At 60.1% G+C, this 16,031-nt stretch carries 15 protein-coding genes; all 15 read left to right on the forward strand.

The genetic code is table 11. The features are described from left to right. Positions 1 to 26: 26 nt before the first annotated feature. The 15 genes from KGR00_RS07400 to KGR00_RS07470 all read left to right on the forward strand — a co-directional run bounded on the left by KGR00_RS07400 (position 27) and on the right by KGR00_RS07470 (position 16,027). Entirely contained in the window at positions 27 to 413 is a 387-nt protein-coding gene (locus KGR00_RS07400; protein ID WP_224424273.1) for a hypothetical protein, read from the forward strand. A gap of 72 nt (positions 414 to 485) precedes the next feature. Then, positions 486 to 839: a hypothetical protein gene (locus tag KGR00_RS07405; RefSeq protein ID WP_224424274.1), complete on the forward strand. Its 354-nt coding sequence runs from the start codon at positions 486 to 488 to the stop codon at positions 837 to 839. A gap of 386 nt (positions 840 to 1,225) precedes the next feature. Then, positions 1,226 to 2,086 carry a ribonucleotide reductase N-terminal alpha domain-containing protein gene (locus tag KGR00_RS07410; RefSeq protein WP_224424275.1) on the forward strand — a complete coding sequence of 287 codons (861 nt, stop codon included), beginning with the start codon at positions 1,226 to 1,228 and terminating at the stop codon, positions 2,084 to 2,086. Positions 2,087 to 2,338: 252 nt separating this feature from the next. After that, positions 2,339 to 4,300 (forward strand): hypothetical protein, encoded by a 1,962-nt coding sequence (locus tag KGR00_RS07415; RefSeq protein ID WP_224424276.1) that lies wholly within the window; start codon positions 2,339 to 2,341, stop codon positions 4,298 to 4,300. A 475-nt stretch (positions 4,301 to 4,775) separates the two neighbouring features. Then, positions 4,776 to 5,654 (forward strand): PD-(D/E)XK nuclease family protein, encoded by an 879-nt coding sequence (locus tag KGR00_RS07420; RefSeq protein WP_224424277.1) that lies wholly within the window; start codon positions 4,776 to 4,778, stop codon positions 5,652 to 5,654. Positions 5,655 to 5,889: 235 nt separating this feature from the next. Continuing rightward, positions 5,890 to 6,402, forward strand: coding sequence for a hypothetical protein (locus KGR00_RS07425; protein ID WP_224424278.1), 513 nt, complete (start codon positions 5,890 to 5,892; stop codon positions 6,400 to 6,402). A gap of 115 nt (positions 6,403 to 6,517) precedes the next feature. After that, entirely contained in the window at positions 6,518 to 7,468 is a 951-nt protein-coding gene (locus tag KGR00_RS07430) for an AAA family ATPase (protein WP_224424279.1), read from the forward strand. Positions 7,469 to 7,478: 10 nt separating this feature from the next. After that, on the forward strand, positions 7,479 to 8,210 hold the full coding sequence (locus KGR00_RS07435; protein ID WP_224424280.1) for a hypothetical protein: 732 nt from the start codon (positions 7,479 to 7,481) through the stop codon (positions 8,208 to 8,210). A 244-nt stretch (positions 8,211 to 8,454) separates the two neighbouring features. Further along, on the forward strand, positions 8,455 to 9,510 hold the full coding sequence (locus tag KGR00_RS07440) for a DUF3150 domain-containing protein (protein ID WP_224424281.1): 1,056 nt from the start codon (positions 8,455 to 8,457) through the stop codon (positions 9,508 to 9,510). Positions 9,511 to 9,601: 91 nt separating this feature from the next. Continuing rightward, positions 9,602 to 11,278 (forward strand): VWA domain-containing protein, encoded by a 1,677-nt coding sequence (locus tag KGR00_RS07445; protein ID WP_224424282.1) that lies wholly within the window; start codon positions 9,602 to 9,604, stop codon positions 11,276 to 11,278. A gap of 245 nt (positions 11,279 to 11,523) precedes the next feature. Next, entirely contained in the window at positions 11,524 to 11,820 is a 297-nt protein-coding gene (locus KGR00_RS07450) for a hypothetical protein (RefSeq protein ID WP_224424283.1), read from the forward strand. 312 nt (positions 11,821 to 12,132) lie between these two features. Next, positions 12,133 to 12,891 (forward strand): hypothetical protein, encoded by a 759-nt coding sequence (locus KGR00_RS07455; protein ID WP_224424284.1) that lies wholly within the window; start codon positions 12,133 to 12,135, stop codon positions 12,889 to 12,891. Positions 12,892 to 13,062: 171 nt separating this feature from the next. Beyond that, entirely contained in the window at positions 13,063 to 14,172 is a 1,110-nt protein-coding gene (locus KGR00_RS07460; RefSeq protein ID WP_224424285.1) for a toprim domain-containing protein, read from the forward strand. Then, positions 14,172 to 14,483, forward strand: a complete 312-nt coding sequence (locus KGR00_RS07465) for a hypothetical protein (protein ID WP_224424286.1) — start codon at positions 14,172 to 14,174, stop codon at positions 14,481 to 14,483. Before KGR00_RS07460 ends, KGR00_RS07465 begins: the two co-directional genes overlap by 1 nt. Positions 14,484 to 15,466: 983 nt before the next feature. After that, positions 15,467 to 16,027: a FlhC family transcriptional regulator gene (locus KGR00_RS07470; protein ID WP_224424287.1), complete on the forward strand. Its 561-nt coding sequence runs from the start codon at positions 15,467 to 15,469 to the stop codon at positions 16,025 to 16,027. The last annotated feature ends 4 nt before the right edge of the window (positions 16,028 to 16,031 follow it).

Consider the following 16,031-nt stretch of genomic DNA (forward strand, 5'->3'; position numbering starts at 1 on the left):
AGAGCGCCCACAGGGCTGGAGGTTATATGTCTAATCTCACGGCCCTGGTAGGGGCTGTCGTGTTTGCTTGGCTGCCGGAAGATGAGGCCCCTCATCATCCTGGTCCCAAGTTTCGTCCTGTCCTCGTGGTGGATATGGATCTCGAGCGTAAGCAGTTATGCGTCGCCTATGGCACCAGCCAACGCGTCGATCGCTGTGGTCGTGGAGAGATCGTGTTCACTCCGAAGGAAATCGAGAAGCTCTCGAAGCCCACGAAGTTTTGCTTAGGCAAGGCCAAGTGGATTCCGCTATCGAGCAGCTATCTCTCCAAGACTGGCGAAGGGAAGAACGTCGCCTACCTCGGCCGTACTCCGGCCAATCGAGCTGCCGATCTGTTGAAGCGGCTCGAAGAGGTGGGGTACGCGTACGCCTGAGCCTTAACCCACCCCGGCGGGGCACTACCCCGTCCTGGGGTGGTGCTCCTTCGTTTTTCGGAGGAGCAAGTCATGACGACACCGACTGAGCATGTCGAGGCGATGAAGACGCTGTGCGAGACCCTGAACGCCGACGAGACCATCCGGTCTGCCTGGGTCGACGACTGGGGCCGCTACAGCAACTTCGCCATCATGGTGGTGCCGGTGCATCACGATCGGTTCACGACGAATCGGCTCAAGGCACGGGTCCAGCGTAAGCTGCGCGGTACGGGCGCTCACCTGCGTGAGTGCTTTCCGCCGGAGCCGCAGTACATCTGGAACTCCTGCGAGCAGAGACGCGAGATCCGCGGCTACAACCGGGACTACTGGACGTTCGACGTGGATTATCGAGAATACGACGCCGCAAGCAATAGCTTCGCGGACTAGATGAAATGGGCCGTTCGCCGGTGGGGTTTAAACCCTCCGGTGAGCCGGTCTTCCTTCTACCCTTCCTTAGCAGATTCAGGATAGCGCCTCGTTCCACCGGGACGCTGCGCTGAGTTTGCAAGACGAGCCCGACAGCATCTTGAAAGTCGAGCCGCCGGCACGCCGGTAGATGCGCTCAAACTCACCCATTCGACCCATCCGGGTCGCATTCTATCCCGTCGGGAGGCAGCGCCAATCCTCCCGTAGGGGAGTCGTTGGCGTTACCTCCGTGGCGGGTTTTCAACCCACCGATACCGTGACGGGCTCTCGCCAGAGCGCGCCGGTACCGGGCGTTCCGGGAGGGTCCGACGCGGACCATCCCTACGCTCTTACTGGAGGTAGCAACGATGACCATGAAATCACTCTCTCCGCAGTCCGTTAGTTTGGAAGTGCTGCTTGAGAAGTACGCCAAGGCCGGAGAAACCTCATTTGATGATGTCTACGATCGGGTTGCTCAAGGCCTGGCTGCCAATGAAGAGGTGCCCAGCGATTGGGTCTCCGTTTTCCGTAATGCGCTAACTTTGGGTTTCGTGCCGGCCGGGCGGATCATGTCCGCGGTGGGTACCGATATCCAGGCCACGCTGATCAACTGCTTCGTGCAGCCGATCGGCGACTGCATCGACGGCTTAGACGCCGATGGAAAACCCGGGATCTACACCGCCCTTGCAGAAGCTGCCGAGACAATGCGTCGCGGTGGTGGTGTTGGCTATGACTTCTCGGCCATTCGCCCCAAGGGCGCATTGGTCAAGGGTACGCATAGCAAAGCGTCTGGGCCGATCTCGTACATGCGAGTGTTCGACCGCTCGTGCGAAACCGTCGAGTCGGCAGGAGCCAGGCGTGGCGCCCAGATGGGCGTGTTGCGCGTGGATCATCCGGACATCGAGGCCTTCATCGACGCGAAGAATGACGCAGGGGAGCTGACCAATTTCAACATTTCGGTCGGCGTCACCGAAGCGTTCATGCAAGCCGTCCGTGACGATGAGGAGTGGGAGCTTGAGCACTCGGCGGAGCCGGCCGTCGATACGGATGAAACGTACAAGCGACGCGATGGAAAGTGGGTTTATCGCTGTGTCCGTGCCCGTGATCTATGGGATCGGATCATGGCCTCTACCTACGACCATGCCGAGCCAGGCGTGCTGTTCATCGATCGGATGAACAGTGAGAACAACCTCTACTACTGTGAAAAGATCGAAGCCACCAATCCGTAGCCATGCGGCCTATCCGTGAAAGCGGGTATGGAAAAACCCAATCTGATCGACTTGGAGGCCCCGGCGGGGGTGACAGGGCGGAACCCGAAAGGGACCGTGAACGACTGAGTGATTGGGCGCCCCACGGGGCGGTGCGACAGTCTGAACTCCCGTATAACGCAAGAGCACGAGTAAGCGGGAGAGGAAACCTGAAGCGGTTTCCCGCCAGCCCAGGGCTGGTCACCAAAGTAACAGAGTGGTGGAGAACAGCCGTTGCCGGCCTATGCCTGCTGCGACTTGGGTTCGATCAACCTCACACGGTTCGTTCTAAATCCGTTCCAGAAAAACGCCTCGTTCAACTTCGACGCCTTCCGTCTGCTGATTCCGGCGGCGGTGCGCATGCTCGACAACGTGCTGGACGTAACGGTCTGGCCGCTGGAAAAGCAGCGTGACGAAGCGATGGCCAAGCGCCGCATCGGCCTCGGGTTCCTGGGGCTGGGCGATGCGTTGGTCATGCTGGGGCTTCGCTACGACAGCGATGAAGGACGTGCGATGGCATCGAAGATCGCGGAGGTCATGCGTGATGCGGCCTATCGCGCGTCGATCGACCTGGCGGCGGAGCGTGGCTCTTTCCCGATGCTGGATACCGAAAAGTATCTGGAGTCGGGGTTCGCCAAGCGGCTTCCTGAGCGGATTCGCAAGGCGATCGCCAAGCATGGCATCCGCAACTCGCACCTGCTGAGCATCGCGCCCACGGGCACGATCTCACTGGCGTTCGCGGACAATGCCAGCAACGGCATCGAACCGGCGTTTTCCTGGAGCTACAACCGGCGCAAGCGCACCGAGGATGGCCATAAGGACTACACCGTCGAGGATCACGCCTTTCGCGTGTTCAGGGAACAAGGTGGTGATACGGACAATCTCCCACCGGCGTTCGTCAGTGCCCTTAGCATTCGTGCCGAGGACCACGCGAAGATGATCGCCGCCGTGATGCCCTACATCGACACCTCGATCTCCAAGACGGTGAACGTTCCGGCCGACTACCCCTTCGAGGACTTCAAGGACCTCTACATGCAGGGGTGGAAGAGCGGGGCCAAGGGCCTGGCGACGTTTCGACCCAACGCGGTAACTGGGTCGGTACTGAGCGAGACCCCGAGCCCGACGCCGGAGGTAACCTCCGACATCGACGAGAGTGACCCGGATCGCCGGGTGCAGCTCAAGGAGGTGCCGGAGCCGCCGATGGCGTCGCTTCGCTGGCGCAAGCGTCCCAGCCTGCCGTGTGGGAATCCTTCCTGGACGTACATGTTGGAGCATCCGCATGGCTATCGCTTCGGCGTGTTCGTTGGGCATGTGCAGAACGGATCGGCACAGCCCTTCGAGGTCTGGGTCAATGGGGCCGAACAACCCCGAGGACTCGGCGCGCTGGCGATGTCGCTGTCCATGGACATGCGCTCGGAGGATCGGGGCTGGCTCAAGGCCAAGCTCGATTCTCTGGCCATGGCTCGTGGCGATGATGCGTTCCACCTGGCGTTGCCGCCGGAGGGTGAGATGACCCCGGTGCCCAGCCTGGTTGCAGGGTTCGCGCGCGTGTTGCGTGCTCGCTGCGAGCAGTTGGGTGCATTCGAGGTCGTAGGCCCGACGCCGGTTCTCGATGCGCTGATGAGCCCGAAGGAGCCGAAGACCGGCCCCGACGGCACCATGGCCTGGAGCGTCGATGTCATGAACTCCATGACGGAGGATGACTTCGTGCTCATGGTCAAGGAGCTGACGATGCCCGATGGCACGCGCCGGCCGTACTCGTGCTGGCTTGCTGGCGAGTATCCGCGCGCGCTCGATGGACTCTGCAAGAGCCTGTCGTTCGACATGCGGGTGCTCGATGTGGGCTGGATCGGCGGGAAGCTCTCGCAGCTTCTCGACTACGCCGAGCCCCGCGGGGACTTCATGGCAAAAAGCCCGGGGGAGGACCGTCAAGCGACGTATCCCTCCACCGTGGCCTACGTCGCCCGTCTGCTACTGCATCGCTACGCGATGCTCGGCCTGCTCGATGAGCAGGGGGCGCCGGTCAGTGCCATGGGATTGATCGTCAGCGAGGAAGCCAGCGAGACCGATGTGCCTGAGCCGCAACAAGCAAAGGTCACCGGTCGGTTGTGCAAGGAATGCAATCACCGTGCGGTGATTCGGCAAGGGGGCTGTAGTCACTGCACCGCCTGCGGCGCCGTCGGTGATTGCGGTTAAATCCACCTAACCCTCCACGGGCCGGTCGCGCGAGAGCGCGGCCTGTTCGTGGGGGCCTTTGATTGAGCGTTCTTCTGCGACGCCATGGTCAGTCGTGGCGTGGCGCAAGGACGATTCACTCGGTGCCTGGTTTGATGGGTGCCCATAAACGCAAGCTGCGCGTTTCCAAACAACCAGCCTTAAACCAATCCGACCAAGGGACACGTCCCAGGAGAAGGATATGCAAGTGAAACTCTGTTCAGACTGGAGGAGACGCTCGAACAACCGCTCGATTCCTTGTCGGCGGTGAAATACCCGAATCACTCGCGGTGGCAGAGGCCTGAAAGGGAAATATGCCCTTGGTGAGTGGGGGTTGCGAGCTATCCATCTCCACCTGAAACGCTAACCTCAACCCTAAATCCCCGTCTGGGGCGTACGCGCCCCGTCGGGGGAGTGGTGCGCCTCCCGTCGGATAATTCCCATGAGGAGGTACCCAATGGATGTCAGTTTTTCACAGCTGCATAAGTACGAAACCTGCGGTGCGGCGTACCAGTTCCACTACGTCCGCCGCCTTCGAGCCGAGGAAGTCTCTGCCAACCTGATATTCGGCAAGGTGCTGGATAAGGGGATGAGTGAGTTCATCCGGGGACATGCCCTTGGCGAGTACGTCGACCCACTGCCGATCTTCGAGCAAGAGTGGGATCGGGCGTTGAGCGAGACGATCGTCGATTTCTCGGCGACACAGAGCCCCAAGGATCTCCGAGAGACGGGAGCCGAGTTGGCCAGACAGTTCCCGGAATTCTGGGACAATTCAGGGCTGACCGCGCTCATTGGGCCTGGTGGCGAACCGATGGTGCAGCAGAAGCTCACCGTCCAGGTTGCACCCGGGATCAACCTGAGATGCTTTCTTGATGTGGCTGTACTCACTGAAGAAGGTGAGTCTGCGATCATCGACCTCAAGACAGCGCTTTCGCCGGCTCCAGATGCGGTTCTCCTTCTAGGGGAGCAGTTGACGGACTACCAGATCGCCGCTGAGGCCAACAAGGCAAAGCTTGGCATCGAGTCGATCAGCCAGGTGGGGTTCATAGAGCTGCTCAAGCGAAAGATCCCGAAGGCTAGCCAAGGCAGAGGTCCAGAGATCATCGGGCCGAGCCTCACGCCAGCCCGCTCCGAGGCTGTCATGGCTGAACGGCGCGCGAAGATCGACCACTTGGTCACACTGATCCGCAAGGGCGTGTTCTTTCGCAATCCAGGTATGGCGTATAACTCGCCTTGCTCGATGTGCGACTTCCAAAACCTGTGCTTGCACGGTGATATGGAGGGGCTGATCGAAGCCCCGAAGGGAAAGGCTCAAGCCAAACTCGCCGTTGCTTAATGCACCTCAATCCGCCTCGCCCCTAATGGGCGGGGCTTTCCAGGCGCTCCAGATCTTTCTTGGGACGCGTGGAAAGCCCCGTTTCACCCGTGTTCTTTGCAGAGCACACCAACGGTAGCTGGCCGTACTCAACCAGCACTCAAGTCTCAGTAACTCAACCCACCCCAGCCGGGGCCAGTCCCGGCGTGGGCTGCCCTTGGCTTATCAAAAAACCACCGAGAGGAGGGTCGCCAAGATGGCAGCACTAGCGGAATCGGTGAGCGGGTCGAAGGGGCCGCCACCGGACCAGATGGAGCTGGATCTTCCGGTGCTCTTCCAGGGCTACCGGCCAGCGAAAAAGCGAGCGCGAATGAAGCGTTCACCGTACAGCAGTGCTGATATGGCTCCGGAGCAGTTGGACCTATCTGCGTTGCTGGATGAGCTGATCGAAGAGGAAATCCTCGCCGAGCAGTTGGAGCGTGAAATCAATGCCGCCCAAGGCGAGCCGGAACTCGAACCGTGGACCCTCGACGACATTCGTCGCCTCCACGCTTTTGTTCTGGACCGCTCGTTGGAGGTATTGGCTGATACCCGCACCGGTCACGCGACGGTTCTGGAGATTCTTCACTGGATTAGCCAGTCCACGCGTAGCGGTGAAAGCGGCATCGCGTTCGTCACTTGTTGCGAGCTTCATGGCTACGACGCCAATGAGCTTAGAGAGCAAGTGTTCGCCGAAGTCGAGCAGCTTCGCGGCATCACGATCACGTAGCGGCTCAAACTAAAACCACCGACCCCAACGGGGGGCACACTCCCCGTATAGGGCGGGGTGTGCCTCCCATTTCTCAGACGATTGGAGGCAATAGAAAATGACTCAGGCAAAACACGTGCAGTTCGATATCGGTGAAACCTTCGGCATCGAAGAGGCAAAGGGTGCTGTCATCAACGGCCACGAGGATACGGGCAGCCCGTTCGTTCCTAAGGCCATCAATGGATACATCCACCGGCGTGAGCTGCTATCCGACATCATTGCCTGGCTGAAGACCGGTGAGGGTGAAGGATTGCTGCTCGTCGGACCAACCGGCTGTGGCAAGACTTCGGGGCTCACGCAGGTTTTCGCCGGACTTAACTGGCCCACTCAGCGCCTGACGGCTCATCGTCGTTTGGAGATGGCGGATTTCACCGGGCACTACACCGTGATCGATGGCGACATGGTGTTCGTGGATGGGCCGCTGGTCAGTGCTATGCGCTACGGCCATGCCTTCCTGCTCGATGAGATGGATATGCTTGACCCCGGTGTCGGAGCGAGCCTGAACACCGTCGTCGAGGAGGGCATGGTCGTCATCCCCGAGAATGGCGGTGAAGTCGTCCGGGCAGCCCCGGGTTTCAAGTTCATCGCTACCGCCAACACGGCAGGCAACGGTGACCGAACTGGGCTCTACCAGGCGACGTTGCGTCAGAACGCGGCGTTTCTTGATCGCTTCTGGGTCGTCGAAGTCGATTACCCGACGGTCGAGCAGGAAGCCCCGATCCTCGCCAGTGCTGCTCCGTCCGTACCGGACTGGGTGCGCGGGAAGATGATCGAGGTTGCCGGCGAGCTGCGTGGGCTATTCATCGGCGAGCTGGATGGCCCGCAGATCGAACTGCCGATGTCCACGCGCTCATTGGCGCGCTGGGCACGATTGACTAGTACGTTCCAGGGCGTGCGGAAAAGCGGGAAGGACCCGGTTCTCCATGCGCTTGATCGGGCGTTCCTCAATCGGGCACAACCCGAAACCCGGGAAGCGGTGCATGGCATCGTGGCTCGAGTGATCGGTGATGACGTGAACTTCAAGTAAGGGGGTATCCATGCACGGGTACGAACTTGTCTATGAAGGCGCGGACTCACCGAACGGGAAGATCTGGCGGGTCATACCAATGGCAGACCGGTCGGGCCTTCGCATCGAGTACGGGGCGATGGGAGCGAAAAATCTTCGCTCCACGTTCGTTCCGGCGGCTCGGTGCGAGGACCGTAACTGTCTGACTGAAATGCGTCGTCGCGTCAGCAAGAAGCTTGGCGAAGGCTTTGTCGAGGTTCGCAATGACCTTGATCCGGCAGAACCATTATCGCAGACGAACGAAGCCGCCCCCGAGTCAGGCCCCGAGGTGCTTGCGCATGTCGCGTATCGCACCCTCGGCCAGTCCGACTTTCAAAGGCTGGCGGGTGAGTACCGCGATGAACTCGTCGAGATCGTAGAGGCGGCCGCTGTGGGCGCTACGCCCGCGACCGTCACTCAGCTCGAACCGGGGATGTGGACCGTTCGCGGTCCGCTCGCCGGGCAGCCAGGGACCATTGAGGAAACGGTGAAAATGAAGCTGGGGCAAGAGATCGAATCCAACCAGCGAGTGCTGGGCCTGATGATCTCTGCGCTGGCGACACGCTTCCCTGACCTGGTGAACCTGAGCGACGACGACGGTAATTCGATGCGCCCGCGTGAGCTGGCCGAACGCATCACCACGGACGCGGATGTGTTGGAACGCTACGGCATTACCCGGTCCATAAAACTGGGCCATTCTCCGCTAGGAGATTGGTTCTTCTGAAAAAGGAGTAAAAGGCTTGGTCCCGGGATATCCCGGGGCCTTTCCCAGCCGTCCTCGACGAGGGCGTCCCGGAAAGGCTCTACCACGTCTTCGTGGCACGGCACCGCCGACCGTGGCCCCCAGCAAGCGGCACTCAATCACCTGATGCGCGGCAGCGCGTATCTGGTCCCGATCGCGGGGAACGTTATTCCCCGGTGGGGAGGACCGTTCCTCGCATTCCATCAATGAATAGGAGGAACGGTCCATGACCGAGCAAAGTAACGTGACTACCCAGACACTCGACTCTCTGGTCTGCGTCGTTCTGGATATTCACCTTTGGACGGGGCGGCGCAAGCTCACCCCGAAAGATCTTCAGAAAGTCGCGCCGGAGAACCTGCCACCGCAGGATCTTGCGTCGCTCGGCTCAAAGAAAATCTGCGATCCGGACGAACTCAACGAGTTCGCAAAGCTCAAGCGTCGCGCCGAACGGCTGCTTCTGGAAGCCGGCTACCGTTTCCTTGGTGGCTACGGGATTCCTGAGGAGAAGCTCGCTGAGGTGCGACGAGAGCTGAAGGGCTTGCAGGACGAGTTCGGTACTTACAAGAAGGGCTTTCTGGCTCGCTACGACCAAACGGTCGAGCAGTGGATCGCTCGTCACAAAGAGTGGGAGAGCATTATCCGGAAAGCGGCAACGCCGGTGGATGAGGTGGATGCCCGCCTGCGATTTTCTTTCCGCGTCTTTCGTGTCGCTCCGGCGGCCGTTCCCCTTGACGGGGAGAATGAGGCCGAGGAATCGCTGCTGGAAGGCTCATACCGGGGCATTCTCCGAGAGGTCGCTCGCGCTGCGGGTGAAACCTGGGAGAGATCCTACAAGGGAAACTCGGTCGTGACTCAGCGGGCATTGAGTCCGATTCGCAAGATGCGGGATAAGTTGAACGGGTTGAGCTTCATCGACGCGCGCATCTATCCCGTTGTCGAGCAAATCGACGAGACGCTCTCCGAGTGTCCCAAGGCGGGCAAGATCGAGGGAGCGCCGCTTCGCGGACTCAGCGCACTGGTGCTATTGCTCTCGGATACCGAGCGCATGGTCGCCCATGGCGAGGCAGCGATCGGCAACGTCAACGCCAGCGCTCCAGCAGAGATGCTCGCCGGCGTTGATGAGCCCGCCGGTGAGCCGGAGGTGTCGGAGTCCGACGCGGCGCCCATGGAGGACGCTGCTGAAGTCACCGCCATCGATGAAGTTGAATCGCAAGAAGACGAACCGGAGCCGGTAGTCCGTCACGAGGAGCACGCGGTCTCTAACTCTGGGTTGTTCTTCTAACACGATAATGATCTATCCCCACCGACCTGGGGCTGTGCAATCCCAACGCACACCCCGGTCGGGGGGTGTGCCATTTCGTGAGGTGACGAGAATGGCGAAGAACAACCTGAAGACCTTCATCGGTGCGCTGCCCATCATTGCCAAGGCCATCGGTCGGCGCTACGGCGTCAACGTGACCATTGGCGGTAACGGCGCCTACACCGATGGGAAAACCATCAACCTGCCCGCTCTGGCGGCGGATGACCCGGAGGTCGAGGTTCTGGTCAATGGCTATCTCGATCACGAGGCAGCCCATTGTCGGTTCACCGACTTCGATGCCCAGCGATCCAAGGATGCCTTCACGAATTGGGTGGAAAACGCCCTGGAGGACATTCGTATCGAGGATCTGATGGGGCGGCTCTACCCGGGCTGTCGGAAACACCTGGCAGCATTGCAGGAGAAGCTGATCCACGACGGCGACGAGGCCCCACTGGGGTCTGATGCCCCGGAGAATGCGGTGCTGTCGGCGTACATGCTGCGCCGCCTGCGCTTCGAGGTGCTGGGCCAGGCGTCGACGGAAGCACTGGCGCTACAGGCGAGCGAACGTTTCGAGGAGATCTTCCCCAAGGGCCTCGCGACCAAACTCACCACCATGATGGCGAAGGTAACCGAGACCCGTTCAACCCAGGAGGTGATCGACCTGGCGGCGCGCATCGTCGCGTTGCTCAAGGACGAAAGCGAGGAGCCTGAAGAACCCGAAGATTCGCAGGAGTCCAAGGGTTCCGGCGGCCAGGATGACAACCAAGGTGGTGGTAGCCCACAGGCGGGTGATGGCAGCCAGGACGGTAGCGGCGGAAACGACTCGGGGCAAGGTTCCGAGGCGGATCGTCGCAAGGCACTGGCAAATGCTCTCCAAGGTGACGCGAAGGATCTGGCGAAGGATCAAGGCCAGAAAGTCGCTGACAAGCTGGGGCGTCATGCTGATCCCAAGGCCGCGACCATCGCTGAGGCTGACGATGCTTCTGGCGGCGGCGGTGCCGGCCACGGTTCGGGAAGCCTCGGCTTTGGCGCGACGATCGACGAGTCGATGGTTCGTCAGGCCAGCGCACGGTTGCGCTCACGGCTTGCCGGGCTGATCCAAACGGAGACCCTGGCACAAACCTCGCGTGGTCGCTCAGGACGGCGGATCGACCGTCGGATGCTGCCGCGTCTCAACCACGGGGACCCGCGGATGTTCCGCGTGGAACTCGAGGGAGAGGAGGTCGATACGGCGGTGACCGTGCTGCTCGATCGTTCAGGCTCAATGAACGGCCGGGAACTGAAGATCGCACGGGAAGCCTCGCTTGCGGTGACTTATGCGCTCGATGAGATCCAAGGGGTCAACCCGAGCGCCTTTGCTTTCCCCGGTGCCGGTGGAAGCAAGCACCAGGTGAAGACCTTGCATCGTCGAGGTCAGCGCGTCCAGGCCGATCAGTTCGGTATCACCGCCGCCGGCGGAACGCCGCTGACGGAGGCAGCCTGGTTCGCCGGTTGGGATCTGCTGTGTGCCAATGAGCCACGAAAGATCCTGATCGTCGTCACCGATGGCGGGCCGGACGACCCGAGGGGCGCACAGGATGTGATGTCGAGACTGCGGAGCGATGGTATCGAGACCCTGGGTATCGGTATCGCGAATAAGATTGCCCCGGCACTCATCCCCGAGAGCCGAACCATCCGCGGTGTGGAGGAGCTGTCCTCTGCGCTGTTCGAGATGCTGGAGCGAAAGCTGGTCAGTCACCTGGCCGCTTGAGCATTCAACCCATCCCCCTGTCGGCCGCCTCTGGGCGGTTGGCAGGGGCCTTTCCAGGCCGTCTTCGTCCAGCGGGCGAGGGCAGCACGGAAAGGCGCTTCATCCGAGTGTTCTACCTGAACGCTCCCCACGGTAGCTGGCCGAATCCAGCCCTCAACTGGCCTCAGGCCAACCCAAACCCTTGCATCAGGGAGATACCAACGTCGCCCCGATGCTATGGGGGTGCGTACGCCTGGAGGATACAAATGTTCGATTTCATCGAATCTGTCGGGCTAACGCTCGATACGGAGCTGGTATCGGGAGGCGCGTTCTACACGACGCTACTCGATGGCGATTCCTTCGAGCTGGCTGCTCGCCTGCCGAAAGGGTTCGTCGAGAGAGCGGATTGGGCGGACGGCAATGCTCGCCGTGTGTGGGTGGACGCTGATTGTTACGCGATTTGCACCTACTGCGAGCACGATCTCTTCCTGGAGATCCACGGCTCGTACTCGGCATTCATGTCTTCAATGAGTAAAGCTGACGACTTCTACCTCACTCATTGACCTCAATAACCAGAACCCATCGCATTGGGTTCGACCGCAAGAGCGCTGCCCGAAGAGGTAATAGCACCCCTTGGAGGGAATATTACGTGGCTTGCCAGCGGCTGTGCGGGCTCACACTCAAGTCCTAATAACCTTCGCGCTCAAAGCCGGTGTCCGTATAGCGGGCGCACTGCGCGACCAGCCTCCGGGCTGGCGGCTTTACCGCAATCGCCGCGTCCTACCCGGACAACGGCCCATCAAACCAGCCCATGGGGTGCTCGTTCGCCCCAAGGGCGGCGTGCGCCTCGGCGGCTACCACCGGAGGTGCAAATCATGGAACTACTGAACTGGTACTTCGAGCGCTGCCTGGAGTCCTGGGGCTATGGCGAGTGCCGTCTCGGCTACCGCCTGAGCTACTGCCAGGGTGACGGCGTGGCCTGGTACGGGAAGTTGGCTGAGGCTGATTTGCTCCGGATGCTGCCGCGTCTGGGGCTCAGCGCCTCGGAGACTGCCGCCATCCAGCGTGTGGTCGACGACATCAACGTCACGATCTCAGACATCAACCATCACTACCACCACTGGAACTCTATGGAGGTGGACGTGGAGGTGCTCAATGAGGATGAGATGTCGGGCGCGGAGACCGAGGCGGTCGATGCGCTGCTCAAGGCACTGAAGGAGGATGTGGTCGCAAGATCCAGAGAGCTGGAGTCGGAAGGCTACAGCCTCATCGAAGCCTCTCCGTATGAGCCCGAGATCCTTCGTCTCTACGAGCGAGAGAATCTCGTTGTCGAGATCCGCAAGCAACCGGTCGAGGATGCTGGTGATCCGATCCTGGGTTACATGGAGCCGTCAGATGTCTTTCTGCTGGCTCGGCGGATGATTCGGGGCGAAATCGAGCGCTATGAGCTTGAGGTGCGCGCCACCTGGTGGGGCAAGGAAGAGTCGATCTCGATCGGCCCGACTGACGACGCTCCAAATGGTCGCCACTGGGTACAACTCGCACGGGAAGCTCTAAGCGATATCGCGTCAGAACTGCGACCGCAAGTACCGCACGCGGCGAGACCTGCCGCTTTGCAAGCGAGTGCAGCATAAGCCTGACCGAAACCCTCGCTCACCATGCCGGTATTCCGCGCCTGCCGCCGGGGCCACCCGACTACGGTAGATGCATGGTTTGCCGGATATACACCAACCCTGGCTGGGGCGTGCACTCGCCCCTCTGGGGGCAGGTTGCGCCCGGCCTCCACGTATCTCTGGAGGAACTGAATGGACGAACAACCCTCGGACAAGATCCTGCGGCTAGCCGCTGGACGCTGGGAGGCAATCTATAGCCATCTGGCATCGGTGGAGCTGGGCGCAGCGATGGAAAAGGCACCACGTCATGTGGCCTGTCCGATCCATGGCAGCAGCGGGTCCAACGATGGTTTCCGGATGTTCAGGGACTGGCGCGAAAACGGCGGAGGTGTGTGTAACACCTGCGGTGCGTTTCACGATGGTATCGGCCTTATGGCCTGGCTGAAGGGAATGACCTACAAGGACACTCTCAAACTTCTCCTCGAGGAGCTTGAGGGAGAGGGTGGAGGCGCTATCCCACCGCCCGCGCCACGGCGCGAGGCCGACATCGAGCGTGAAAGAAAGGCAAGGGCAGAGGAGGATCGACAATCGGCCAACCGGATTCGCTCCGTCTGGCAGAGTTCGCTCCCCCTCGACCATCCACGTGCCGAGCCGGCGAGGCTGTATTTCGCCCGGCGCGGTCTCAAACCCTATCTAGACCCTCGTGTGCTTCGTTTTCATCCTGGGCTTCATTACCTTGACGGCGACAAGATGCTGGGGACCTTCCCAGCCCTCGTTTTCAGGGTAAGCGATGGCCAGGGCCGGTCGGTCACGCTGCATCGCATCTATCTCGATTGCGAAGGCAACAAGGCGCCGGTGCCAAAGGTGAAGAAGCTGATGGGCTACCCACGAGGAGCGCGCACCCTTACAGGTGGTGCCATCCGGCTTGCGCCGGCTGGTCGCCTGCTGGGGATCGCTGAAGGACCCGAAACGGCTTTGGCCATCATGGAAGCGACCGGCATGCCTGTCTGGTCGGCGATATCTACTTCACTGATGCGTCAGGTTCAGTTGCCTGATCACGTGGAGAAGGTCGTCGTTTGGCTGGATAAAGATGCTAACGAAGCCGGACGAATTGCGGGCCAGACGCTGTGTGAGCGTATGTGGGCCGAAGGACGGTACACGGGCGCGGTGCTGCCAGGCTTGCCCCTTGCACATGGGCAGTCCTCGGTGGATTGGCTGGATGTGTGGAATCGACTCGGTTACGCGGGCTATCCGCAGTGCTACGTCGATCCCGCCTCGGATTATCGAAGGAGGGCAATGTGATGAACGACATTGCATATAAGTGCTATGGCGTGATTGATCTCTCCAAGCTCGATACGACGCCAGGGGGGTACGGCCCCTTGGCGCCGCCGGCCGGTTGGACGGGAGATAAGCAAGCGTACCTGCACCTTATGCGGTGTCGGTATAAAGACATGGGTGCGCGACAGCACTTACTGTTTGCAGCTCGCCTTTACGCAGGATCACCAGATATCGTTTCTGTGACCGGTCCATTTAGTGATGCGGCACTGACCGTGCTGAACGGTTTACGCCCGCTACGATTCGAGGGGATGTCGAGCAAACCCGCCAAGGGTTAGCCCGATAATCGCTCAACGCATGACACCCCGTTAGCTTCAGGCTGGCGGGGTTTTTTTGTGCGTGAAGCATACTGCTTCACGCCGTGGTGCACGAAACCATCGCTACGCAGGTGGGTATTTCGAGATTTATTAAGGCTTTCGCACTTTAGCATGATCGCTACTGGCCGAATAAGGCGGTTCGCGTAAGGCGCGTGTCGCTTTTACTTAGGTCTTGTTGCTTAGTCAATCAGAAGGTTGGTTTGGGCTTGCTGCTTTTCACTTTCGCGATAACGTCAAGCGGCGCGCTACGAGCACATGAGGGGTCACATGCTAGAGACACCAAATCTAACACCAAATTCAGCTTCGGCAGGCAGTACGGCCGTTATATTCGAGATTCGCGAGATCGCCGAAACCGCCGCTGCTATAGCAGTGCTGGACATTGCTCGACTCGACCCGGATCGGATACCTCACGGCGTCATGCCGCAGAATGCGGCAATACAAAGCACCCATCTTGATCACGTCGAGCGCGGTAGGTTGGCGGCAGCGTCGAAGGGTGTAATGCGAAAGGGCAACGCCCGTTCTGCTGCCTGGTGGCGCAGGGCTATCAACCGGGTGCGCCGTAGACCGCTGCCCAAGGAGGGGGAGCATGGCGAAGATGTTGCCGACAAAAACATAGAGGTCGCATCTATAGCCCTCACGTCTCTGTTCGTGGAAATATCAGTCCGAGCCATGGCCGTTAGGCGTGCACCTGACCGTCCCCCTGCCGTTCCTATCCATTGGGAGGTGGATCAGTTGCTGGCGGGGCTAACCCGCCTTGAGCGTATCATGCTCGCTCACATATTAAGTCGAGAGTGTGTCGTACTGCCGACTGACCGTGACCATGCGTGGTGGTTGTCGCGTATTGAGGAAGCAAAGCAAGTTGCCATCGGGCCTAAGGATTCTGGAGAAACAGAGCGTTTAGTGAGGACACTAAGTGTACGGTGCATGGAATGAGGAACATGGTTATGTCGAAAGACGCGAATGGCGGGAGCCATAAATCACTTCTGAGCATACGCGAGCATGAGCTTGCTCGAGACCTGATACGGCAGGGGCTGCGAATCGCCGCTATTCAAAGCTTATTGCAGCACGTTTATCGAACAGAACTATCCAGAATATGGCGTGAAGTGTTTCCGGGGGAGAGCCCGCCGGCAGGGCGTTTACCGAGCGGCAGTGCCAGTGTAATCAAGACGCCGCTAGACAGCGCCCTGGCTGCCTTCATGTTAAACGAATACTTGGCGATCGCCGTTGAGCCTGATCTGCGAGTGGATATTGAAGCACTGAGTGCAGCATGGGAATCATGTCAGGACTTTCTTGGTGGGCGTAACGACTATGCCAATCGAGAGATACGTCTGGAATTCTACAACATTAATTCACTCTGGTTGTTGGCTCGAGATTATCTTGCACAGAAGGTTCAATCTGAGCGGTGTCAGAACTGCGGGAGCAGGCGTGTTCGCTGCATCGATTGGGATATCCGTAGCAAGCTACAACGATGCCCTCACTGCACTCTGCGTGAAATGGGTGGCTAAAGGG

The organism is Modicisalibacter sp. MOD 31.J (assembly GCF_020147985.1).
Taxonomy (GTDB): Bacteria; Pseudomonadota; Gammaproteobacteria; order Pseudomonadales; family Halomonadaceae; genus Modicisalibacter; species Modicisalibacter coralii.

What these genes read in the sequence shown, in the direction of transcription:
- KGR00_RS07400 (WP_224424273.1), top strand. Translation starts at nt 27, where the DNA reads ATGTCTAATCTCACGGCCCTGGTAGGGGCTGTCGTGTTTGCTTGGCTG.
- KGR00_RS07405 (WP_224424274.1), top strand. Translation starts at nt 486, where the DNA reads ATGACGACACCGACTGAGCATGTCGAGGCGATGAAGACGCTGTGCGAG.
- KGR00_RS07410 (WP_224424275.1), top strand. Translation starts at nt 1,226, where the DNA reads ATGACCATGAAATCACTCTCTCCGCAGTCCGTTAGTTTGGAAGTGCTG.
- KGR00_RS07420 (WP_224424277.1), top strand. Translation starts at nt 4,776, where the DNA reads ATGGATGTCAGTTTTTCACAGCTGCATAAGTACGAAACCTGCGGTGCG.
- KGR00_RS07425 (WP_224424278.1), top strand. Translation starts at nt 5,890, where the DNA reads ATGGCAGCACTAGCGGAATCGGTGAGCGGGTCGAAGGGGCCGCCACCG.
- KGR00_RS07435 (WP_224424280.1), top strand. Translation starts at nt 7,479, where the DNA reads ATGCACGGGTACGAACTTGTCTATGAAGGCGCGGACTCACCGAACGGG.
- KGR00_RS07440 (WP_224424281.1), top strand. Translation starts at nt 8,455, where the DNA reads ATGACCGAGCAAAGTAACGTGACTACCCAGACACTCGACTCTCTGGTC.
- KGR00_RS07445 (WP_224424282.1), top strand. Translation starts at nt 9,602, where the DNA reads ATGGCGAAGAACAACCTGAAGACCTTCATCGGTGCGCTGCCCATCATT.
- KGR00_RS07450 (WP_224424283.1), top strand. Translation starts at nt 11,524, where the DNA reads ATGTTCGATTTCATCGAATCTGTCGGGCTAACGCTCGATACGGAGCTG.
- KGR00_RS07455 (WP_224424284.1), top strand. Translation starts at nt 12,133, where the DNA reads ATGGAACTACTGAACTGGTACTTCGAGCGCTGCCTGGAGTCCTGGGGC.
- KGR00_RS07460 (WP_224424285.1), top strand. Translation starts at nt 13,063, where the DNA reads ATGGACGAACAACCCTCGGACAAGATCCTGCGGCTAGCCGCTGGACGC.
- KGR00_RS07465 (WP_224424286.1), top strand. Translation starts at nt 14,172, where the DNA reads ATGAACGACATTGCATATAAGTGCTATGGCGTGATTGATCTCTCCAAG.
- KGR00_RS07470 (WP_224424287.1), top strand. Translation starts at nt 15,467, where the DNA reads ATGTCGAAAGACGCGAATGGCGGGAGCCATAAATCACTTCTGAGCATA.